Source organism: Bacillus sp. FSL K6-0255, assembly GCF_045040725.1.
Taxonomy (GTDB): Bacteria; Bacillota; Bacilli; order Bacillales; family Bacillaceae; genus Bacillus; species Bacillus subtilis.
This window is the reverse complement of record NZ_CP150278.1, coordinates 3603466-3625226: the sequence shown is the minus strand read 5'-3', so window position 1 is coordinate 3625226 and position 21761 is coordinate 3603466. Positions and strand designations below refer to the sequence as shown.

General features: G+C 43.7%; 25 protein-coding genes and 2 pseudogenes. 22 read left to right on the top strand and 5 right to left on the bottom strand.

All coding sequences use genetic code 11. The features are described from left to right. The first annotated feature begins 70 nt into the window (after positions 1-70). The gene (fabZ, locus tag MHB62_RS18855) at positions 71-496 is read left to right on the top strand and encodes a 3-hydroxyacyl-ACP dehydratase FabZ (RefSeq protein ID WP_003221796.1); all 426 of its coding nucleotides are present in this window, start codon (positions 71-73) and stop codon (positions 494-496) included. A gap of 71 nt (positions 497-567) precedes the next feature. After that, positions 568-963: a large conductance mechanosensitive channel protein MscL gene (gene mscL / locus MHB62_RS18850; protein WP_021445844.1), complete on the top strand. Its 396-nt coding sequence runs from the start codon at positions 568-570 to the stop codon at positions 961-963. A 47-nt stretch (positions 964-1010) separates the two neighbouring features. Here the strand turns inward: mscL and MHB62_RS18845 are convergent, their stop codons facing one another. Continuing rightward, positions 1011-1847, bottom strand: coding sequence for a sensor histidine kinase (locus MHB62_RS18845; protein WP_032722844.1), 837 nt, complete (start codon positions 1845-1847; stop codon positions 1011-1013). Positions 1848-1880: 33 nt separating this feature from the next. On the opposite strand from MHB62_RS18845, the pseudogene MHB62_RS18840 reads away from it, so the two are divergent. Continuing rightward, positions 1881-2033: pseudogene (locus MHB62_RS18840) on the top strand (prealbumin-like fold domain-containing protein); the annotation flags it as partial. A gap of 73 nt (positions 2034-2106) precedes the next feature. Continuing rightward, positions 2107-2499, top strand: a pseudogene (locus MHB62_RS18835) (class A sortase); the annotation flags it as partial. Between the two features lie 139 nt (positions 2500-2638). On the opposite strand, the gene MHB62_RS18830 reads toward MHB62_RS18835, so the two are convergent. Next, positions 2639-3049: a YwpF-like family protein gene (locus MHB62_RS18830; RefSeq protein ID WP_003227794.1), complete on the bottom strand. Its 411-nt coding sequence runs from the start codon at positions 3047-3049 to the stop codon at positions 2639-2641. Positions 3050-3223: 174 nt separating this feature from the next. On the opposite strand from MHB62_RS18830, the gene ywpG reads away from it, so the two are divergent. From ywpG to ywpJ, 4 genes are all read left to right on the top strand, one after another. Next, a complete protein-coding gene (ywpG, locus tag MHB62_RS18825) occupies positions 3224-3607 on the top strand; it encodes a DynA interaction protein YwpG (protein WP_014478204.1) in 384 nt (127 codons plus the stop codon). A gap of 76 nt (positions 3608-3683) precedes the next feature. Then, positions 3684-4025, top strand: a complete 342-nt coding sequence (ssbB, locus tag MHB62_RS18820) for a single-stranded DNA-binding protein SsbB (protein WP_029726038.1) — start codon at positions 3684-3686, stop codon at positions 4023-4025. Positions 4026-4249: 224 nt separating this feature from the next. Next, a complete protein-coding gene (gene glcR / locus MHB62_RS18815) occupies positions 4250-5026 on the top strand; it encodes a transcriptional regulator GlcR (protein WP_003244075.1) in 777 nt (258 codons plus the stop codon). Positions 5027-5031: 5 nt separating this feature from the next. Further along, a complete protein-coding gene (ywpJ, locus tag MHB62_RS18810) occupies positions 5032-5889 on the top strand; it encodes a phosphatase YwpJ (RefSeq protein ID WP_032722672.1) in 858 nt (285 codons plus the stop codon). Positions 5890-6014: 125 nt separating this feature from the next. Here the strand turns inward: ywpJ and MHB62_RS18805 are convergent, their stop codons facing one another. Together MHB62_RS18805 and MHB62_RS18800 are read right to left on the bottom strand one after the other, a co-directional pair. Then, positions 6015-8783 carry a DEAD/DEAH box helicase gene (locus tag MHB62_RS18805; protein ID WP_015714840.1) on the bottom strand — a complete coding sequence of 923 codons (2769 nt, stop codon included), beginning with the start codon at positions 8781-8783 and terminating at the stop codon, positions 6015-6017. Beyond that, positions 8770-10380, bottom strand: coding sequence for an SWIM zinc finger family protein (locus MHB62_RS18800; RefSeq protein ID WP_032722671.1), 1611 nt, complete (start codon positions 10378-10380; stop codon positions 8770-8772). The genes MHB62_RS18805 and MHB62_RS18800 overlap by 14 nt, the downstream gene beginning before the upstream one ends. Before the next feature lie 203 nt (positions 10381-10583). On the opposite strand from MHB62_RS18800, the gene MHB62_RS18795 reads away from it, so the two are divergent. The 12 genes from MHB62_RS18795 (at position 10584) to MHB62_RS18740 (ending at position 19896) form a co-directional block, all read left to right on the top strand. Next, positions 10584-10727, top strand: coding sequence for a hypothetical protein (locus MHB62_RS18795; RefSeq protein WP_003242876.1), 144 nt, complete (start codon positions 10584-10586; stop codon positions 10725-10727). A gap of 233 nt (positions 10728-10960) precedes the next feature. After that, on the top strand, positions 10961-11707 hold the full coding sequence (gene tkmA / locus MHB62_RS18790) for a protein-tyrosine kinase activator TkmA (protein WP_003227811.1): 747 nt from the start codon (positions 10961-10963) through the stop codon (positions 11705-11707). Next, positions 11697-12413 carry a tyrosine-protein kinase PtkA gene (gene ptkA, locus MHB62_RS18785; protein ID WP_032722670.1) on the top strand — a complete coding sequence of 239 codons (717 nt, stop codon included), beginning with the start codon at positions 11697-11699 and terminating at the stop codon, positions 12411-12413. The genes tkmA and ptkA overlap by 11 nt, the downstream gene beginning before the upstream one ends. Positions 12414-12461: 48 nt before the next feature. Further along, on the top strand, positions 12462-13226 hold the full coding sequence (locus MHB62_RS18780) for a tyrosine-protein phosphatase (protein ID WP_032722669.1): 765 nt from the start codon (positions 12462-12464) through the stop codon (positions 13224-13226). Positions 13227-13420: 194 nt separating this feature from the next. Beyond that, positions 13421-14743 (top strand): UDP-glucose 6-dehydrogenase UglF, encoded by a 1323-nt coding sequence (gene uglF, locus MHB62_RS18775; RefSeq protein ID WP_032722668.1) that lies wholly within the window; start codon positions 13421-13423, stop codon positions 14741-14743. Between the two features lie 199 nt (positions 14744-14942). Next, positions 14943-15728: a YwqG family protein gene (locus tag MHB62_RS18770; protein ID WP_029726030.1), complete on the top strand. Its 786-nt coding sequence runs from the start codon at positions 14943-14945 to the stop codon at positions 15726-15728. A 49-nt stretch (positions 15729-15777) separates the two neighbouring features. After that, positions 15778-15903, top strand: coding sequence for a hypothetical protein (locus MHB62_RS18765; RefSeq protein ID WP_128441894.1), 126 nt, complete (start codon positions 15778-15780; stop codon positions 15901-15903). Between the two features lie 216 nt (positions 15904-16119). After that, positions 16120-16542: a DUF5082 family protein gene (locus MHB62_RS18760; protein WP_010332155.1), complete on the top strand. Its 423-nt coding sequence runs from the start codon at positions 16120-16122 to the stop codon at positions 16540-16542. A gap of 9 nt (positions 16543-16551) precedes the next feature. Continuing rightward, on the top strand, positions 16552-16812 hold the full coding sequence (locus MHB62_RS18755; RefSeq protein ID WP_032722664.1) for a YwqI/YxiC family protein: 261 nt from the start codon (positions 16552-16554) through the stop codon (positions 16810-16812). Positions 16813-16830: 18 nt separating this feature from the next. Further along, on the top strand, positions 16831-18696 hold the full coding sequence (locus tag MHB62_RS18750) for a ribonuclease YeeF family protein (protein WP_032722661.1): 1866 nt from the start codon (positions 16831-16833) through the stop codon (positions 18694-18696). 12 nt (positions 18697-18708) lie between these two features. Further along, a complete protein-coding gene (locus MHB62_RS18745; RefSeq protein WP_019712173.1) occupies positions 18709-19062 on the top strand; it encodes a hypothetical protein in 354 nt (117 codons plus the stop codon). Positions 19063-19182: 120 nt separating this feature from the next. Further along, positions 19183-19896 carry an endonuclease V gene (locus MHB62_RS18740; protein ID WP_032722658.1) on the top strand — a complete coding sequence of 238 codons (714 nt, stop codon included), beginning with the start codon at positions 19183-19185 and terminating at the stop codon, positions 19894-19896. Positions 19897-19982: 86 nt separating this feature from the next. Here MHB62_RS18740 and MHB62_RS18735 read toward each other — a convergent pair whose 3' ends face one another. Then, entirely contained in the window at positions 19983-20864 is an 882-nt protein-coding gene (locus MHB62_RS18735; RefSeq protein WP_029726024.1) for a LysR family transcriptional regulator, read from the bottom strand. Between the two features lie 122 nt (positions 20865-20986). On the opposite strand from MHB62_RS18735, the gene MHB62_RS18730 reads away from it, so the two are divergent. Both MHB62_RS18730 and MHB62_RS18725 read left to right on the top strand, forming a co-directional pair. After that, entirely contained in the window at positions 20987-21532 is a 546-nt protein-coding gene (locus MHB62_RS18730; protein ID WP_032722656.1) for a flavodoxin family protein, read from the top strand. After that, positions 21529-21750: a hypothetical protein gene (locus MHB62_RS18725; protein WP_032722655.1), complete on the top strand. Its 222-nt coding sequence runs from the start codon at positions 21529-21531 to the stop codon at positions 21748-21750. The genes MHB62_RS18730 and MHB62_RS18725 overlap by 4 nt, the downstream gene beginning before the upstream one ends. Positions 21751-21761: the final 11 nt, after the last annotated feature.

Below are 21761 nucleotides of genomic sequence, written 5' to 3'. Positions count from 1 at the left end.
TTCAAATGTACAGATTGGATCTTTGATGATTGCTATACATACTAATGCAGATGAAGGAGATGTCAAGACAATGCTTGATACTCAGCAAATTAAAGAAATTATTCCTCACCGTTATCCGTTTTTGCTTGTGGATCGGATTACGGAAGTTGAAGAGGGCAAACGGGCAAAAGGCTATAAAAATGTAACCGCTAATGAAGAGTTCTTTAACGGACATTTTCCTCAGTACCCGGTTATGCCCGGCGTATTAATCGTAGAAGCACTCGCTCAAGTCGGAGCTGTTGCGATGTTGATTAAAGAAGAAAACCGCGGCAGACTGGCTTTTTTTGCAGGCATTGATAACTGCCGCTTTAAAAAACAAGTCAAGCCTGGTGACCAGCTTCACCTTGAGGTTGAAATCATTCGTGCCCGCGGCACAATCGGGCGCGGAAAAGGCGTTGCCACAGTTGATGGCGAAGTCGTTTGCGAAGTAGAACTGACTTTTGCCCTCGGAGAATAATTGAAAAAAGGCAGATGGCCAGCGGCACATTTGTCTTTTTTCTTTACAAATATAGAAAAGCAGGTGATTGTATGTGGAATGAATTTAAAGCCTTTGCCATGCGGGGGAATATCGTAGACCTTGCGATTGGTGTTGTGATAGGCGGCGCTTTTGGAAAGATCGTCACATCTCTAGTAAATGATATCATTATGCCTTTGGTCGGTTTGCTGCTGGGAGGGCTTGACTTTTCAGGCCTGTCGTTTACGTTTGGCGATGCTGTAGTGAAGTATGGCAGCTTTATACAGACGATTGTGAACTTCTTAATTATATCGTTCTCCATTTTTATCGTCATTCGGACTTTGAATGGGTTAAGGCGCAAAAAAGAAGCAGCAGAAGAAGAGGCTGCGGAGGAAGCTGTGGATGCGCAGGAGGAGCTGCTGAAAGAAATCAGAGACCTGCTGAAGCAGCAAGCAAAGTCGCCGGAATAAAAAAGATGCCGTTAGAAACGGCGTCTTTTTTTTATCTCAATTTTCGTTTAGGTTCGTTCTATGTCCTTCAGTCCCGCGGGGCTTTCTGTTGTTTCAGCGAGATGAATGAGCATTGAGACAGAGGTGCCTGCATCCGGAGTGCTGATGATCATCAACTCGCTTCCGCAAAAATGTTTCAGCCGCTGATTGATATTTTTCAACCCGACGCTGCGATCGAAATCCGCAGATAAGAGATCTTTTTGTTTTTCCGGAGGCATCCCCGCACCGTTATCCTCTACTTTGATGTGATACTCATTTTTGCTTTGTTTTTTAGCTGTCAGTTTGATCCATCCTCCGCCTCTTTTCTTGCTGACACCGTGAAGAACGGCATTTTCCACCAAGGGCTGAATCATTAAAGGCGGAAGGATAAAGTCAATGTCTTCATCTATATCGAAAAGAACCTCAAGCCGATTACCGAATCGCGTCTTTTCTATAGAAAGATAGGAATTGATAATCGAAAGCTCATGTCTGAAGGAACTGATGGCTGATGTATTTTGAAAGTCAAAACTCATTCTTAAATAGTTGGTAAATTCCTCTGTTACCTCCCGGGCCTTTTCAATATCCAAATGAGTGAGAGAAATAATCGTGTTTAATACATTATAAAGAAAATGAGGCTTGATTTGCGACTGGAGAAACGCCATTTCCATTCTTGTGGCTTGATTTGCTGTATGTTTCATCATGATCAGGTTTTGAATACGCGCCATAAATTCAGAGTAATGATAAGGTTTTTGCAAAATGTCATTCGCTCCGGCATGAAAAGCCTTGTATTTGTCATGGCCGATAATGGCAGCTGTAATGATCAGAACCGGAAGATCCACCATGCTGAATCGTTCGCGAATTTTCATACAGACTTCGAAACCAGTCATATCCGGCATCATAAAGTCACAGCTTCAGGCCTTGCACCGGGACAATACGCTTTTGTTGAAACGAAAGCGCCAGCCGGTTATGTGCTGAACACTGAGAAAATAGAGTTTGAGATTTCTGATTCCTCTGAAGGAAAGCCTGAAGCTACAGATGCCGGGATCGCCATTAAAGCATTCCAGTCAAGTGGAGAACGTCGAAAGCACGTGAAATATACTTATTTTTACTTCACAATCAAGGCGGCAGATAACAATTAAAAGTGTCGATCTGGAGCTTCCGATCGTAAAAGGCACAACCAATGAAAATCTTTTGATAGGGGCGGCAACAATGCGCCCGGATCAAAAAATGGGTGAGGGAAATTATCCGTTGGCGGGCCATCATTTGAAGCAAAAGAATCTTCTGTTCGGACCTCTGGAGAATATAAAAACAGGTGCCCAAATTGTCATCACGGATTTTAAAAAGGATTATATCTATTCTGTAACATCTAAAGACATCATATCGGAAACGGATGCAGATGTAGTTGAGGAGACAAACAAAAAAGAGATTACGCTAATCACATGTGACAAGGCTGTCAAAACTGAAGGGCGCCTTGTTGTGAAAGGGGAATTGGTTGATTCTTTTGGCCATACAAATTAAATATGCAAGGGTGAAAGCACGAAGAGAAAAGCTGCCGTTCAAAACGGCAGCTTTTTTCATGCAGAACATATCTATTCAAAATGTCTATTGTGATGCTCTTCGGTTCTGTGTCTGTTTTGGGGAACATGCCCCCTCATATTTATAATTTTTGCTTAAATGCCTCAATGAGTTTTGTTCCTGTATAGCCCTCTTTTACAAGGGACTCGAGAATGGTTTCAGTGCCCTGCTGTTTTCTTGTGACCATTTGTCCGTAGAGTAAAACCTGGATGCTTTCTTCCAGCTTGACGATATTTTTCACTGCTGCTGTCAGCTGGGCGGGGCGATTGCTTTTTTTCGTGATCGTTACAAATACTTTGGCTTCAGATTGGCTGTTTTGAAGCTGTTCAAAAAAAGACAGATGTTCTTTCTGTACAAGCGCCTCAATCAGCCAGTGATTTTCACCGTCTTCTTTATTTATAATCAGTCCGTCAATAAGGGGAAACTGTTCGATTGATTGTTCTTCCTTGTCCACTCGTTCCACATTCAGGTCAACCAGTTTAAAGGTTTTCATTTCTTCTCACCCCGATTACTTCCAAAGTTTTCTTGCCTTCCATTATAACATAAACGTTTTCGAGGAAAAAATCCTGCAATGCTGGGGCTAAAGAATTTTGTATGAGCGAAACATTTAATAATTTCTATTTTTTCATTATACTGTAACTGACTATGGATTACGGAGAGATGTGGTATGAATCAATTTCGTTTAAAAGAAATTTATATTGACGGCGCTCCTTCTGAAAGCCATTTGATTCAAAAGGAAGTAACATATATGTTAAGCCGTAAAGAAGTGTTTGAGGTTCATCTGAACAAAAAAGGAAGAATAAGTTTTTTATACGAAACACAAGATGGCATGGAGCAGTATAAAATCAAGCTGTCAATGCCGGAAAAAAAATTGAGCTTTCAGTGGTTTGCGTGGGATGGCTCTTCCTATGTGCGCATGAATACGCAAAACTGGCTGACAAAGCAAATCTTTTTCCGTTTTTTAAAAAGTACATATTTCTTCAAAGGGAAAAAGCAAAAGATGTTTTTAGCTGAAGGAAAAATGAAAACGAAAGATAAAAACAGAGGCTGAAAGCCATTTTTAAGCGTTTTTCTTTTCTTGTTGCATCATTTACAATACATACAACCGCAAGGAGAGGAGGAATCGCATGTTCAATCATGTCATGCTTGTCGGACGTCTTACAAAAGATCCTGATCTTCGCTACACTTCCGCCGGTGCGGCAGTTGCACATGTTACGCTCGCGGTGAACCGCAGCTTCAAGAATGCTTCAGGTGAAATCGAAGCTGATTACGTCAATTGCACACTTTGGAGAAAAACAGCTGAAAACACGGCGTTGTATTGCCAAAAAGGTTCTCTCGTCGGCGTAAGCGGACGGATTCAGACACGAAGCTATGAAAACGCGGAAGGCGTTAACGTGTATGTAACAGAAGTGTTGGCTGACACTGTTCGTTTTATGGACCCTAAACCCCGGGAAAAAGCTGCTGATTGACACCCCTTGCTCCTCCCGTTATCTATCCATTCACCATTATCCGAATCTTCGCATCATCCCCTCAAAATTGACCAGTCGACCAGACTGGTTCTTTCTTTTTGTCCACTTAGGAAAAATTGGTTCTCTCGACGCATTTTTACTTAAAATCACTTATTAATGTTGAATAGAATTAAATAAAAACTTATAATTACTTATAAATGATTGCTGAGAAAAGGAATGAGGGCGTGTACCAAGAAGAAAGATTAGTAGCGATTTTGGATTTTTTAAAACAGCATAACCGAATTACAACGGAGCAGATCTGTACGCTCCTGCAAGTGTCAAGGGATACAGCGCGACGAGATCTTGTGAAACTTGAGGAACAGAATGCCATCATCCGCACAAGAGGCGGCGCCATTTTGCCGACTGTGCATCAGAAAATTCAAAGCTATTCCGGCCGCCTGAAAACAGTGTCTGAGGAAAAAAATAAGATCGGCAGGCTTGCAGCATCGCTTATTCATGATGGAGACCGGGTGATTTTAGACGCCTCTACAACTGTTCAGGCATGTGCAAAGCATTTGAATGCGGTTGATTGTACGGTAATCACCAATTCGATTAATCTTGCGGATGTGCTGTCCGATAAAGAGGGAATTGAAATTTATCTGCTGGGAGGCAAGCTGGAAAAGGAGCACCGCTTTCTGTACGGGTCCTCTGTGATTGAAAAGCTCTCAAGCTACCATGTTGATAAAGCGCTGATTGGTGTGGTCGGTATTTCCGAACATGGCATTACAATTGCGCATGAAGAGGATGGCATGGTGAAGCGGAAAATGATACAGCAGGCAAAGCAGGTCATCGCGCTTGCAGACCATTCGAAGCTGGGCAGCACCAGTTTTTATCAGTATGCGGAGCTGAATGAAATCGACCTTTTGATTACAGACAGGCTGCCGAATCAGGCATTTTGTGACTTGCTTGACCGAAACGGCGTTGAGCTTCTCGTGACAGAACAGGATGAAGGAAAGGACTGACAAACGTGAAATTAATTGCGATTGATTTAGATGGAACCTTACTCAACAGCAAGCATCAGGTAAGCTTGGAAAATGAAAACGCACTGCGGCAGGCGCAGCGGAACGGTATTGAGGTGGTGGTGTCAACTGGGCGCGCTCATTTTGACGTCATGTCAATCTTTGAACCGCTGGGGATCAAAACATGGGTCATCAGTGCAAACGGCGCCGTCATTCACGATCCCGACGGCAGGCTTTATCATCACGAAACGATTGATACGAAACGGGCGTATGACATTCTCTCATGGCTTGAGTCGGAAAACTATTATTATGAGGTATTCACAGGTTCAGCGATTTATACGCCTCAAAACGGCAGAGAACTTCTTGATGTTGAGCTGGACAGATTCAGAAGCGCAAATCCGGAAGCGGATCTTTCTGTCCTTAAGCAGGCGGCCGAGGTGCAATACAGCCAATCGGGCTTTGCTTACATTAACTCCTTTCAAGAGCTGTTTGAAGCCGATCAGCCAATCGATTTTTACAATATTCTCGGCTTTTCTTTCTTCAAAGAAAAGCTTGAGGCAGGCTGGAAAAGATATGAGCATGCCGAAGATTTGACGCTTGTCAGTTCGGCTGAGCACAACTTTGAGCTTTCTTCCCGCAAAGCTTCCAAGGGGCAGGCGCTGAAGAGGCTTGCGGAACAGCTGAATATTCCGCTCGAGGAAACCGCTGCTGTAGGTGACAGTTTAAATGACAAATCGATGCTGGAGGCTGCGGGAAAAGGTGTAGCGATGGGCAATGCCCGGGAAGATATCAAATCGATAGCCGATGCGGTCACCTTAACCAATGACGAACATGGTGTCGCACATATGATGAAACATTTGATGTAGGTATATGTGCTGCTCCAAAAGCGCATTCTGTTGATAACCGGCGTAACGGATTTTTTGGAAATTCGGCGTGACGGCTATGAACGGAAAAAAGCTGGCTCTTTTAGAGCCAGCTTTTTTAGTCATGATTATTGCGCTGTTGCGCTTAATGTAAACAGTTCTTCAAGCTCCTGTGTGGAAAGCTCGGTAATCCAGTTTTCACTTTGGATAATTTGATCGTTCAGGGTTTGCTTGGATTCAAGCATGACATCAATTTTTTCCTCGATTGTTCCCGTCGTAATCATTTTATGAACGTGGACAAAGCGCTCCTGGCCTATGCGGTATGCACGGTCAGTCGCTTGATTTTCAACCGCCGGGTTCCACCATCTGTCATAATGGATGACGTGATTGGCGGCGGTCAAATTAAGTCCGGTGCCTCCAGCTTTGAGTGAAAGAATCAGTGTCGGATATTCTTTCCTTTGAAATTTCTCAACGAGTGTATCCCGCTCTTGCTTGGAGAGACTCCCATTTAAAAATTGCACAGGTTCCCCGAACGTTTTTTCAAGCAGCCGCTTCATCATGTTCCCCATCTGAATGTATTGCGTGAAAATCAGGCAGCTTTCGTTTTGGGCGCGAATCGCTGTCATCAGTTCCAGCAATTTTTCGAGCTTGACTGATCTGCCGGCCAGCAGCTCGGTTTGCTCTTCCTTTAAATAAAGCGCGGGATGATCGCATATTTGCTTGAGCCGTCCAAGCATGCTGAGGATCAGCGCTTTTCGCTGCATGCCGGTCAGGGATGTCATATGGTCAAAAGTGTCTTTGACGAGCTGCTCATAAAGGGATGCCTGCTCGGCTGACAGCGGGATAAATTCTTTTTCTTCCAGCTTCTCAGGAAGATTAAGCGCGACCTCTTCATCCCGTTTCGTCCGGCGGAGAAGGAATGGCCGGATTAATTGCTGAAGCTGTCCGATTCTCTTTTCGTCCCGGTCTTTTTCGATCGGCAGCACATAGCGTTTATGGAAGCCGGTCAAACTGCCGAGGTAGCCTTTATTCATGAAGTCAAAAATAGACCACAGCTCAGTCAGTCGGTTTTCCATCGGCGTGCCGCTCAGCGCGATATGGTGAAGCCCCTTCAGCTTCCTGATTGCGCGTGATTGCTTCGTATGCGCGTTTTTAATATTTTGCGCTTCATCAAGGCAGATCGTGTTCCATGTCACAGAAGAAAGCTCTTCAGTATCGGCATGTGACAGACCGTATGAAGTGAGCACCACGTCTGCGTTTTCATAATGCGCGGCGAAATCATCACCCTTTGGCCGGCGCGGCCCATAATGGAGCGCGACAGACAGATCAGGGGCAAAGGTTTGAAGCTCCCGCTGCCAGTTGCCAAGTACGGATGTCGGCGCAATAATCAAATGAGGCGTTTTTTGCCGGCCGCTTTCCTTCACGTGAAGGAAATAGGCGATCATTTGAATCGTTTTCCCAAGCCCCATATCGTCAGCCAGACAGGCGCCAAAACCGCTTTCCCGCAGAAACAGCAGCCAGTTCATGCCGTATTTCTGATAAGGGCGGAGCGTTCCTTTGAAAGAAGGACTGACTTCGTGCTCCGGCAGGTTTTCCGCGGCAGTGAGCTTTCGAATCAGTGACCTGAGCTGTTTAGACAGATCAAACTGAATGCCGGCGAAAGCGGATGTATCAATCAGATCCGAATCCTCAAGTCCGCCCTCCTGCTGATCCATTAGCTCGCGTGCCAGAATATCAGACATGTGGAGTCCCTCTGATTCTGCTTTTTCCATCAGGCGTTTCATCTGTTTGATAAACTGCGGATCGATTTTAACCCATTGCCCGCGGATATTAACAAGGCGCCTGTTGCTGGCGACAAGCTCATTAAATTCAGCCTCAGTCAGTTCAATTCCATTTGTCGCAAACCGCCAGTTGAAATCAAGCAGTGCATTCATGCCGACAAATGACTCGCCGCGCGGGGAGGACGACACCTTTGCTTTCAGCATCATGTTGCTGTCTCTGACAATCTGCCACCAGGACGGCAGGAGGATTTCTACCCCCATATCGACAAGCGTCTCACTTGCTTCTGACAGGAAGATCCAGGCTTCTTCCTCCGAGATCAGCGTTGTCCCGGAATCAAACGACAGCCACGGAACCGTTCTGTGAAAGCGGTCCTGCTCACGCGCGATTTTATCGCTGTACGCCTGCCACGATTTTTTGAGGCTTTTCAGTCCGTCAAAGAATTCTACAGCACCGCTCTTTTTATCGCGTAAAAACATCTCGATCTTCCATTCGTCTCCGTCAAAGTCCGGTTCATTTAAGCGCAAGCCGACAGTAAATGGAGATTGATCGTCAATCCAGCCAATGCCTTCCAGAAAATCCTCTTCATCAAGAAAATGGCCGCGGAATGTCGTAACCGCAGGCGATTTCTCCTTGATATGTTCCCATTTCTCCCGCAGGTCATCGTCGTACTGGATGTAATCCTGTACGGCAGCGGAAAACCATTCCGCAGTAAAGCCTTCCAGTATATTATCGCGGTCTTTCCAGCGAAAAACACCATTTGTCCATGCGTCATAGTCAGGCAGAAAATCGCCGTCCGCGATAAATTCATAGATGGTCGATGCCGCCTCGATCAGCGGCTCCGTTTCTTCTGTAAGCTGCACGGAGCTGAATGAGTTGAACGAGTTTTTGCCGAGAAGCTCTACAGTCATCCATGGAGATAGCAGGACAGCAGTCGTCCCGATGAAGCTGACATCCTCTAGAAAGGTTCCGTAAAATGAGGATTCATGCCATTGGAACAAATGCTTTTTCATATGGTTGTAGGGAAGAGGCTGCTCATTCTCATCAAAGGCTGACAGCGTAAATGACCCATCTTCCATTTGTTCAACGTGGATGAGAATTTCTTTAAGACTCGCCATCAATCAACTTTCCTTTCTGCAGTTCTTCTTGAAGCGCACGCAGGCGCTTGTAATGCGAGCTCAGCAGCTGAATATACCGCTCCCACACCTTCTGCTTTTTCGCTTTTTTGTACAGGGTGCGCAATTTTTTCAAATACCGGGCGGCTTCCTTGTACGAGCTGCGGTTCTTCTGATCAATGAAAAAAGCCACTTCTCTATGGTAAGCCGGTATAAGCGCCTCAGGGTCGCTCGCTGCAATTTCCTTGAGCATCATTTTATCCATTTCATTGATGGAAAAGCCGACAAGGCTATGAATTTCAATCCACTCAGCATAGCGTTTTTTTTCATATAAATGATGGCTGTATTCTGTGAACGTATACGGCAGACAGCCCGCGGCAAAGCGCTCAAACAGCGCTTGATCATTGGTTTGCTGCACATAGGCATTCAACAGAAGGAACAGCTCGCCGATCACATCGCGAATCTCTTTAAACGGCTTATCCAGCTTCGTATAACCCATCGCAATTGGTTCAATTTGCTGGTACCATGTTTTAAGCCGTTTCCAGTCCTTCTTGGGAGTCATTTCACTCAGCCATTGGAATGTATAAGGGAGCGCTTCCGGCGGGAATTGATCCGCTTCCGCAAAAATAACGTCATCATTCTTTTGCAGGAATTCCAAATGCAGGCGCCCGAATTGCAATTCGGGAGAAAAACGCCGTCCAGCTTCTTTTTTCAATATCTCCTGTTCGCGTGCCACCCATTTTGGCCGCGACAGCAGCGCACTCCAAATTTCACCGAAGACGCGGATGCGTTCATATTGGAAAATTTCTTCTTTCAACAGCAAAGGTCGGATAACATCCGGTGTTTTATCCAAAAACGGATCAAGCGCAAAAGACAGCGCGTACGTTTTTAATTTATCAATAGAGCTGTAGATTGTATCCATCAGCTGTTCAACGTACGGATTGAGGGAATAAAAATCTTGTTCGGGGTTTAGCTTGCCCGCTTCAATCAATGTGAACATGCGAAGCCAAACCGCAATCGCGGAATGAATCTGATACAGGTTTTTCAGCTCCGGCTTGTTCGGCGCATGTTTTTTTAATGCGGACAGGTAGCCGTAATAGAGGCCCTGCATGTTTTGGCTGCCTTCTGGCGTACGTGCCTGCCAGAGAGAAAACTCTGAATCAAAAAAAGCAAGCCAGCTTGAAAGTGATTCTTCATTAGGCAGCACCTTTTCCTGAAACTGGCGGCGGACGAGCTCTTTGCTTTCCTCAAGCTTTTCCCTCTCCAGCCAATACTCTGTAAAAGTACCCACTCGCTCGAACATTGCATATACATATAAAAACACAGCCAGCATATGGCGGCAGATTCTTCCGGACGGACATGAACAGCCGCTTTTGACTATGACAAACAAGTTCAATGTGACCCGCACAGGCACAACATCCTGCACGTAAGCCGTAACTTCCGTCGGACTCACTGCTTGTAAACGATAGACTGAATCCTGCCGATATAAAATAAGGGCTTTTTTGATCAGCTGAACATTTTCCTCATTGTAAGGAAGAAGTTCTTTTAACTGTTCAGCAGATGCCAGCACATCGTCTTTGGAAATCATATTCTGAAGCATGATTATCGCTCCTAACCGAGTCACGTAATAAAAAGATCCAATTTCTCTATTATATCGCAACACATCGGCCTTAAAAAGTTTTTCCTAAAAAAGGACATAAAAAATAGGATGTGTCGAATGATGTATTAGAGATTGCAAATTGATAACCAGCATCATATAATAATCGTGTTTTCAACTTAATGGAAGCTGAAAGGAAAAAAAAGATGAGTGAAAAGAAATTGAATCAAGAAGAATTTCTGAAAATTTTGATGCATGCACATGAAATTGGTGAGCAGTCATCTGAGATGACGACGAAGGAAATGCTTGAAAATTTGATTTCTCATATTAAAAATGGATATGCAACATAAAAATCCCGCACGCCTTTTGCGGGATTTTTTTATGCGAGGTTACGTGACTGCACGAATAAGAGAAAATGAGACAGCGCTGTCAACACAGTAAATATAGCGCTTACATAAAAAAGAGTAACATTTCGTTTTGTGAAAAAATGTCGAATTATGTCACGTGAAAAGCTGGAGAAATGCGGTTTCAACGTTGTATAATCGTAGATGGAAAAGGATGTTATAAGAGATTTGGAGGTATCATGGGAGAATCTACAAGCTTAAAAGAGATATTATCAACGTTAACAAAACGCATACTTTTGATTATGATTGTAACCGCAGCTGCCACTGCTGCCGGCGGACTCATTAGTTTCTTCGCACTTACACCCATCTATGAAAATTCAACTCAGATTCTGGTCAACCAATCGAAAAATGAACGAAAAGAAGTTCAATTTAACGATGTCCAAACCAATCTTCAGTTAATCAATACGTACAATGTCATCATTAAAAGTCCTGCCATCTTAGATGAAGTCATTAAAGAAATGGGCCTGTCGATGACATCCCAAGAACTGAATGACAAAATTACCGTATCCAGCGAACAGGACTCCCAAGTGGTCAACATATCAGTCAGGGATGAAAACGCGGAAACAGCGGCTCATATTGCCAATACTATAGCATCTGTTTTTCAAGACAAAATCACATCCATTATGAATGTTGACAATGTCAGCATTCTGTCAAAAGCCGAGGTTTCAGAACATCCGTCCCCTGTATCGCCAAAGCCGCTACTAAACATTGCCATTGCGTTTGCGGCCGGATTGGCGGGAAGCATCGGACTGGCCTTCCTGCTTGAGCATTTGGATAATACGATCAAATCGGAAGAGCAGCTCGAATCCTTGCTGGACATACCTGTTTTAGGGACAGTTTCCACCATTGCGAATGAGCAGAAAACAGCAAAGACCTTACAGGGTTTCCAATCTGAAAAAACGGGGAGTGGACATTTTGGCGCTTAGAAAAAACAGAGACTCGCGGATGCGGAGAAATGTCATTGCAATGACAGAGCCGAAATCCTTGAACTCTGAACAATATCGGACGATTCGCACGAATATAGAATTTGCTTCAGTGGACCGGCAAATGAAATCAGTCATGATTACATCGGCTTGTCCAGGGGAAGGAAAATCAACAACGGCCGCCAACCTGGCTGTCGTATTCGCCCAACAGGGAAAAAAAGTGCTCCTGATTGATGCTGATTTGCGAAAACCAACAGTACATACGGCCTTTTTTCTTGAAAATACGGTTGGCTTAACATCTGTTTTATTAAAAAAAAGCTCTATGGAGCAGGCTGTACAAGCATCGAATGAAAAACATCTTGACGTGCTGACGAGCGGCCCGATCCCGCCAAACCCGGCCGAGCTTCTCTCCTCGAAGTGGATGAAGGAGCTTGCATACGAAGCGTGTGCGGCATATGATATGGTCATTTTTGATACGCCGCCTATTCTTGCCGTAGCAGATGCACAGATTTTAGGCAACGTGGCAGACGGTTCTGTTCTGGTTATTTCAAGCGGGAAAACAGAAAAAGAACAAGCCGCAAAAGCGAAAGAGGCGCTTGAAACGTGCAAAAGCAAGCTTCTTGGGGCGATTATGAACGGCAAAAAGCTTTCGAAGCACTCTGAATACGGATATTACGGAAACAAGGACAATTTCATGCAAAATAAATAACGTGCATCGTGCCCGTTATTTATTTTTGCGAAAAAAGGAGGCTAGGACATGATCGATATTCACTGTCACATTCTTCCCGCAATGGATGACGGGGCAGGTGATTCGGCCGACAGCATAGAAATGGCAAGAGCCGCTGTTCGTCAGGGAATCCGGACGATCATTGCGACACCTCATCATAACAACGGTGTGTATAAAAACGAGCCAGCTGCAGTCAGAGAAGCAGCAGATCAGTTAAACAAACGTTTAATCAAAGAAGACATTCCTTTACATGTGCTTCCGGGACAGGAAATCAGAATCTACGGCGAGGTGGAACAAGACCTTGCCAAACAGCAGCTGCTTTCGCTGAATGATACAAAACACATCTTGATTGAGTTTCCGTTTGATCACGTTCCCCGATATGCGGAGCAGCTTTTTTATGATTTGCAGCTGAAAGGATATATTCCGGTTATCGCCCATCCTGAACGCAACAGGGAAATTCGCGAAAACCCGTTCTTGCTGTATCATCTTGTGGAAAAAGGAGCAGCATCTCAGATTACTTCAGGAAGTCTTGCGGGGACCTTCGGCAAGCAGCTGAAAGCATTTTCTCTCCGGCTGGTTGAAGCCAATTTGATCCATTTCGTAGCCTCAGATGCCCATAATGTGAAAACGAGAAATTTTCACACTCAAGAGGCCCTTTATGTTCTAGAGAAAGAATTCGGCTCGGAACTTCCTTATATGCTGACGGAAAATGCAGAGCTTCTCTTGCGGAATCAGACCATCTTCAGACAGCCTCCGCAGCCGGTCAAAAGAAGAAAATTGTTTGGTCTTTTTTAACAGCCGATTCTCATTTCACCACTTTCTTTTTGAGAGCGATATAATAGTGTATTGTATGGTTGAATCACATTTCAGAAATCTGTACAGGCTGTACCCGACAGGCTATGCGGGAGATCATTCGCATTCATGATAGGATGTTCTCATACGATATTACGGAAGCTGCAAAGCAGCAATTTAACTGTTGGAGGGAAACAATGAATATAACAGTCATCGGAACAGGCTATGTCGGTCTTGTGACAGGTGTTTCTCTTTCTGAGATTGGACATCATGTAACCTGCATTGATATTGACGCTCACAAGATTGATGAAATGAGAAAGGGCATTTCCCCCATATTTGAACCAGGTCTTGAAGAGCTGATGAGAAAAAATACAGCTGATGGACGACTGAACTTTGAAACGAGCTATGAGAAAGGCTTGGCACAGGCAGACATCATTTTTATAGCGGTCGGCACACCGCAGAAAAGCGACGGGCACGCCAATCTGGAGCAAATTACAGATGCGGCCAAACGCATCGCAAAGCATGTCAAACGAGATACAGTCGTGGTAACGAAAAGCACAGTGCCCGTTGGGACAAACGATTTGATTAATGGACTGATCACTGAACATCTAGCGGAGCCTGTCAGTATTTCGGTCGCATCCAATCCAGAATTTTTGCGTGAGGGGTCGGCGATCTATGATACCTTTCATGGTGACAGGATCGTGATCGGGACGGCCGATGAGAAAACAGCAAATACGCTGGAGGAGCTCTTCCGTCCGTTTCAAATCCCGATTTACCAAACGGATATCAGAAGCGCCGAGATGATCAAATATGCCTCAAATGCTTTTCTGGCCACTAAGATCAGTTTTATAAACGAAATTTCGAATATATGTGAAAAGGTCGGCGCCGATATTGAAGCAGTCGCGTACGGGATGGGACAGGATAAGCGGATCGGGAGCCAGTTTTTGAAAGCGGGCATAGGCTACGGCGGCTCTTGTTTTCCAAAGGACACAAACGCCCTCGTGCAAATTGCCGGCAATGTCGAGCATGATTTTGAACTGCTGAAATCGGTTATCAAAGTCAACAACAATCAGCAGGCGATGCTGGTTGATAAAGCGCTGAACAGGCTCGGCGGGGTGACGGGAAAAACGATTGCCCTTTTAGGCCTGTCATTTAAACCGAATACGGACGATATGAGGGAAGCGCCGTCAATTGTTATTGCAGACCGTCTCGCTGCGCTCGACGCCCGTATCAGAGCCTACGATCCCATTGCAGTTGGTCATGCAAAGCATGTTCTCCCGCAAGCTGTTGAATATAAAGAGACGATCGAGGAAGCTGTCAAAGGTTCTGACGCCGTCATGATTTTAACCGACTGGGCTGACATTAAACAATTCCCGTTAGCGGCTTATCAGGATTTGATGGAAACGCCGCTCATATTTGACGGCAGAAACTGCTACACATTGGATGAGGCTTTGGCTGCAGGAGTGGAGTATTATTCTGTCGGACGGAAGGCGGTTGTTCCGTCAGGTGCAATTCAATAGTTGAAAAAGAAAGGCTGGTTGCGCACCAGTCTTTTTTTCATCTATTGCGGGGGGCTGAATACATTTGCTACTATTTAACTATTGTTTGGAAAATTATACAGAAGTAGGGCTTCTTTAAACAATCGTTTGAAAAACATTAGAAGAAACGAAGAAAACCAGAAAATAAAACCTTGGAGATGCCGGAAAAGGAGAGAATCTGATGAATCATCTACCCGAAAAAATGAGACCGTACCGCGACTTGCTGGAGAAATCAGCGAAAGAATACGTGAAACTGAATGTGAGAAAAGGGAAAACAGGACGATATGACAGCAAAATTGCCGGTGATCCCTATTTCCCCAAGCATGAAACATATCCGACTGACGAATATGGACAGCCGATGAAGCTTCTGGCGCAGATTAATTTCTCGCAAATTCCCCAGCTTGACGGCTATCCTTCTTCAGGTATCCTGCAGTTCTACATTTCTCTTCATGATGACGTCTATGGATTGAATTTTGACGATCGATGTGAACAAAAGAATTTCAGAGTGATTTATTTTGAAAATATCATAGAAAACGAAGACGACCTTGTTTCTGATTTTTCATTTATTGGCACAGGCGAATGTGATTTTCCAATTTTATCAGAAGCGGCAGTCGAGCCTGTGAAATCTTCGGAATGGGTGCTACCTACAGATTTTCAATTTGAGCAGTATACGGGCATGGAAACAATGGAGTTCTTTGGTCAGTTCGGCGAGGATGAAGAAGACATTTATAATGAACTGGCTGAAAACGGATTTGGCCATAAAATCGGCGGATACGCTTCTTTTACCCAGCATGATCCACGGGAATACGCATATAAAGAACACACCATCATGCTTTTACAAATTGATTCAGACGATGATATCGATTCAATGTGGGGAGACGTCGGCATCGCCAATTTTTTCATCACACCTGACGATCTAAGGAAAAAAGACTTTTCAAACGTTCTGTATAACTGGGACTGCAGCTAATACAAGCTTTTGATCCAAAGGGTCAGAAGGGGGGAATAATAGAAGCCAAATGACAAAATCAGACATGGCCGACCAGATGAAGAACATAAACATGAACAATAAGCTCAGCGCCGAAAGAGGCAGATCAACAGCATCTGTCTCTTTCAAGTGCCTTTTTAACTATGACTTTAGGTGATTTTATTTTGTAAAACGTTTTCATTAACTGTATAACGAACAAAAACAAGATCAAATACCTACATTCCAAGAGTGTTATAAGCCTAAATTAAGCCATTTACCCTATTTAAGCCGCCCTCTGGCTATTTTAAAATATAATATATGGAAATAAAGTATGGAAAAGTCTATCTTCATCAGCCCCTCCATACGACTTTTTGAGTATTAAGAGGTGATTCAGATGGGTTATGAAAGTATGCTGGCGGATATCAAAAGTTCGCTCAACGGAAAAATTTCCGACGTGGAAGACAAGATCGAAAAGCTGAAAAAAGCAAAAAAGGACATAGACACACTGCAAGAAGAGGCAATCACTGAAATCAAAGAAATTGTGAAACCGGAATTGGGCAAGCATTGGACGGGAACAAAAGCCGATGATTTCGACAAGGGAAGAGAAGAGGCGAAATCGGAAGCATCTAAGATTGTGAATGATAAATATAACGAGTATATGGCTTCGATTCAAAGCAAAATATTCTGGCTTGAGACAGAGAAATTTGAGCTTAATTTGACAAAAAGTGCAGCGAATGCCGCAGGCGACCTTCTTGCTAAAGGAGAAGATTTCGTAGAAGAAGCAGGAAGACAAATTAGTAAACTAAAATGGTGGTGATCTTTTTTTATGTCAGAAATTAAGCTGAAGTACGACACAGTCATCAAAACATTAGATTCTGTCAAAGATGCGCTTGCTGACGTAACAATCGGCGCCGCGGGGTCCAATGGAAAAAATAAACTCGATTATACGAAAAAATATCATGAGCGTGAGGAGAACATCAAAACCATGCTCGGAGATTACAAAAAAGCGGTACAGAAAAATATCGAGGATACAAAGGATAACGTAGATTCACTCAAAGAGCAGGACGCGGCGATAGCGGTAAAATAGAACAGAAAGGGCAGTGCGATGAGTAAAGTATTTGAATCAAAATCTTTAATCGAAGAAGCGAAGAGCAGAAAAAAGCAATATGAGACGCTTGAAGAGCAGCTGAATACGCTGAAAAAAGCGTTTCAGGGAGTTGCAGATTTAGGCGACAATTTTAAAGGAAAAGGCGCGGACAATATTAAAGATTTTTTTCAGGGGCAGGCGGAAATCGTAGACAGCTGGCTGACGCTTGTCTCTGCTCAAATTGCGTTTTTAAACGGCATTTCAGGAGATATTAAAGATCAAGAACTCAATGATTCATATGTGGAAACTTCATTTTTGGATCATGAGCTGCCCAATGGAGACCTGAAAGCCTCAGAGATAGTCTCCGCTCATAAAGAAGAAATCGATTCTATTTTGTCAGGCATCAGCGATATTATTGATCTCGACATGTACACGCTTGACGAGTATGCAGATAAGATGGGCGATGCCCAAAAAGTCAGACGTGACACGATCACAGCTGTCGATAAGCTTGATGAATCCCTGACCACTGAATATCAAAATTTAGAATCTCTGGACAACGCAGTGCTCACCAAATATTCTGTTCTCATGCAGGCCACCAGCAATGGGAAGAGCGCATCCCCTATGTACTATGACAAAAAAGCCTTCCACAGCAATGAAGTCTACAAAAGCGTCATTGAAGTAGAAAATCAAGGAACAACCTATATTGATGCAAAAGCCCAGCAAGCAGAAGCAAGACGTCTCCAGGAAAAAGCCGAGGAAGAAGCAAACAAACCATGGTACGAAAAAACATGGGATGGAGTTTGCAACTTTACTGGAGAAGTCACTGGCTATTATGATTATAAAAGAGCAACTGAAGGCATTGACCCGGTTACCGGAGAAAAACTCTCCACCGCAGAACGTGTGACAGCAGGAGCTATGGCCGCAGCCGGATTTATACCAGTCGTCGGCTGGGCAGGCCGCGCCTTCAAAGGCGGAAAAGCCATCTACAAAACCGGAAAAGCTGCTATCGCGGCTGAACACGCTTTAGATGCCTACAAAACAGGCAAATCCTTAGACATTCTCAAAATGACAGAAATGGGCGCATACGGCCTTGTTGCGTCAAACGGATTCTCAGAAGCCGTCACGGGACGGGATATGTTTGGAAACAAAGTGTCTGAGGAGAAGCGGAAGCAGGGGGCGCTCGAAGCGGCATTGAGCTTGGTTGGAGCCGGTGCACTGGCGAAACATATTGATAAAGGCATCCCGCTTGCAACCCATTCAAAAGTCCAAAAAGCAAACAAAACACTAGAGAAAGTAAAACAATTCAAAGTCCCAACAAACGTCCGCGTGTACGCAGAACGCCCTGTAACTCCGGATGGCTTTACATTCGGAATCCCGACAGTACGTGTCGATGTGGAAAAGACGGCTGTTAAGGATCTTGGGATTGTGAAGATGGTTAGTGATGGCGGTCGTAAGGGAAGCTCTCATAGTCCTAACATTTCTAAAAATCACGATAAAGTAGCGCACGATGGATATTATGGTCGTAAAGAATTTAGAACGATGCTTAATAATGCTTCGTTTACTCCGCATGGCCATAAACATGTTAAGGCTAAAACACCTGAAGAAGCAAAACGTTTTAGTATGACAGGTAAAAAAGCTGCTCAGTACTTACCAGATGTGAATAACAAAGCTTTAGAAAAAGAGGCACTTCTAAAAGGTCATATTATTGATAATGGAAATAACAACTATTATTTCATTTATGATGCAGGAAAAACAGTCGGTTATGATCTAGGTACACCAACAAGCTGGATTAGAGCGGAGTTTTCTGGTGGTGAATATCATGGTCATCCGATTGCTGGAAGTCGATTAGATAAGTATTTAAAACAACTTGGTATTGATAAGTAATAGGAGGCTTTTATGAGAAAGATAAAAAAAATGCCAGAAATAAGTTTACAACCCTTAAGGATTCCAAAAGGATGGACCATAAATCAAAACAGTTTTAGAGAAATTGATCCGAAAAACCTAGCACCAGACGATGAAAAATGGTTGTTTTTTTCACAAGATTTAATGCAATTAACATACTCTCGTAAAAATTACTTACTTGATTTAGGTTGGTATCCAGATGCGGATGCTAATGGATTTTATCAACTAGTTATGATGCAAAATGAGGATTGGGATCAACCCATATATGAATTTCAGACAAATAGCCATATTGAAATAGTTAAAAATATAGAATTTATATTAAACAAAGTTATGAATAATGAAATGTAGTTAAACATTTAATTAGAACTATTAATAAAGTTTGCAGAACCTGGAGTTGTAAGTTTTCAAAGTAAAAATGAATACAAAGAAAAACAGACACTAGTTAACAGGAGGTAGGATTGATTTTAGATGCATGTTAAACAAATACATTCTTTCAACCTAAACAGAGAAGAATTTGTAAAAATACAACAATCCCTTATCCATAAAATCAACCTATCCACCTCCATCAACCTAGACTCCATCAACACCTGCGCAGGCGTCGATCTCGCCTATTGGGAGCAGAACGGAGAACCATACGGAGTGTGCAGTATTATCGTGATTGACGCTGATACAAAAGAAGTCATTGAAAAAGTGCACAGCATGGGGAAAATCAGCGTGCCGTATGTTTCCGGTTTTCTTGCGTTTCGTGAGCTGCCTTTGATTATCGAGGCGGCGAAAAAGCTGGAGACGGAGCCGGATGTCTTCTTGTTTGATGGCAACGGATATCTGCATTACAATCATATGGGCGTTGCCACCCATGCGGCTTTTTTTCTGGGCAAGCCGACGATTGGGATTGCGAAAACCTATCTCAAAATCAAAGGCTATGATTTCGTGATGCCTGAAAATGAAGTCGGTGCATACACCGATATTCTCATTGACGGCGAGGTATATGGCCGGGCGCTGCGAACGCGGCGGGACGTGAAGCCTATTTTCTTGTCTTGCGGTAATTATATTGATTTAGACAGCAGCTATCAGATCACGATGAGCTTGATCAATCAAGAAAGCAGATTGCCAATCCCTGTCCGCCTGGCTGACCTTGAAACGCATGTTTTGCGAACGTTTTATCAGAAAAATCACATGTAACACTTGGGGCTCTAAGTCATCAAGTGTTTTTTTGTATGTGTGTGCTTTCCTGGTCTCAAAAACCTTGTCGTCCTTGTGGAGAGGTTTTATTTGAATGTTTTCCGTGTCAAATCGATAAAAGCCTTTAATGGCGCAGACATCCATTTGTCCTTATGCCATGCTAATTGAGTGAAAACGGGGCAATCGCTCTGCCAATTGAGTTCTTTCATCCGGCCTGCTGCAATATCATCTTTTACTGTCATTTCAGGCAAGATTCCAATCCCAAGTCCGGCCATCACGCATTGTTTGATGGCTTCTATGCTGACGAATTCCAATTTGTTAGGATAGACACCGGAGTCATGCAAATTGTTCTCAAAGAGCGTGCGGTACGAGCAGCCGTCCTCTGTCAGCAGAAGAGTTTCGTTTTGAAGATCCTTCAATGTTATTGGTAAATCCGCAGGAAAAGGATGGTCATTAGCAGCCACCATTTTGATCTCATCCTGAATCAAAGATTCAACGTGCAGTGCGTCTTCCATCCGGTTTACATCCAAGATGAAGGTGATATCAAGCTGGCCCTGTAAGAGCTGTTCTTTCGCTTGTTCATTGGAGATATATGGTTTGAATATGAGCTTTACTTGGGGAAAAGCCTGTTTAAATTCTTTTATGATAGGCGGCAGGCGGTATGTGCACTGGCTTTCCGTCGCCCCGATTTTTAAGGTTCCGGTTGTTTCTCTTACTTGATTTGTGGCCATTTTCGCTTCTTCTGTTAACGCAATGATCTTCTGTGCATAAGATTTGAACGTTTTTCCTGCTTCTGTCAAGATAAGCCGCTTGCCGAGCCGTTCAAATAAAGGCGTCCCAATTTCTTCTTCAAGTGATTTGATCTGAGAGGTAACGCTTGATTGTGCATAATTAAGCATTTTGGCGGTTAGGGTGAAGTTTACATGTTCTGCCGCCGTAATAAAGGTGATCAGCTGCTTCAATTCCACTTGTTCTCTTCCTTTCTAAATCGGTTTTAGCGATTGGATTAATCGAAATAATCATCTGTATTGATTGATGAATCCATTATAAGATGAAGAAAATCATTCGTAAACAAAGGAGCAGATGCATCATGAAAATTGCGGTTATTAACGGCGGAACTCGGTCTGGCGGAAATACGGATGTTCTTGCGGAGAAGGCTGTTCAAGGATTCGATGCGGAGCACATTTATTTGCAGAAATATCGAATTCAGCCAATTGAAGATCTGCGTCACGCCCAAGGCGGCTTTCGTCCTGTTCAAGATGACTACGATTCTATCATTGAACGGATATTGCAGTGCCATATTCTTGTATTCGCCACCCCAATTTATTGGTTTGGCATGTCAGGGACATTAAAGCTGTTTATTGATCGCTGGTCACAGACGTTGAGAGATCCGAGATTTCCTGATTTTAAACAGCAAATGTCAGTGAAACAGGCATATGTAATAGCAGTGGGCGGAGACAATCCAAAAATAAAAGGGCTGCCGCTGATTCAGCAATTCGAACATATTTTTCATTTTATGGGAATGTCCTTTAAAGGCTATGTGCTGGGAGAAGGCAATCGTCCAGGCGATATTCTTCGTGATCATCAGGCGCTGTCCGCTGCGGGCCGCTTACTGAAAAGAAGCGATGCGATATGAAGTTTTTGCTGTCGGTCATTGCTGGCTTGCTGATTCTTGCACTCTATTTATTTTGGAAGGTCCAGCCTCCTGTTTGGATACAAGTTGAAACCAATTCGTCCGAGTTGAAGCAATCTGTGAGAATGGCAGGAACCACGCTGCAAGTCAAGCACATCATCAAGAGTGACGCAGGAGAAGAAACAGCTGTCATATCAAACGGCATTTCTGGGCCAAAATAAAAAAGCACCTG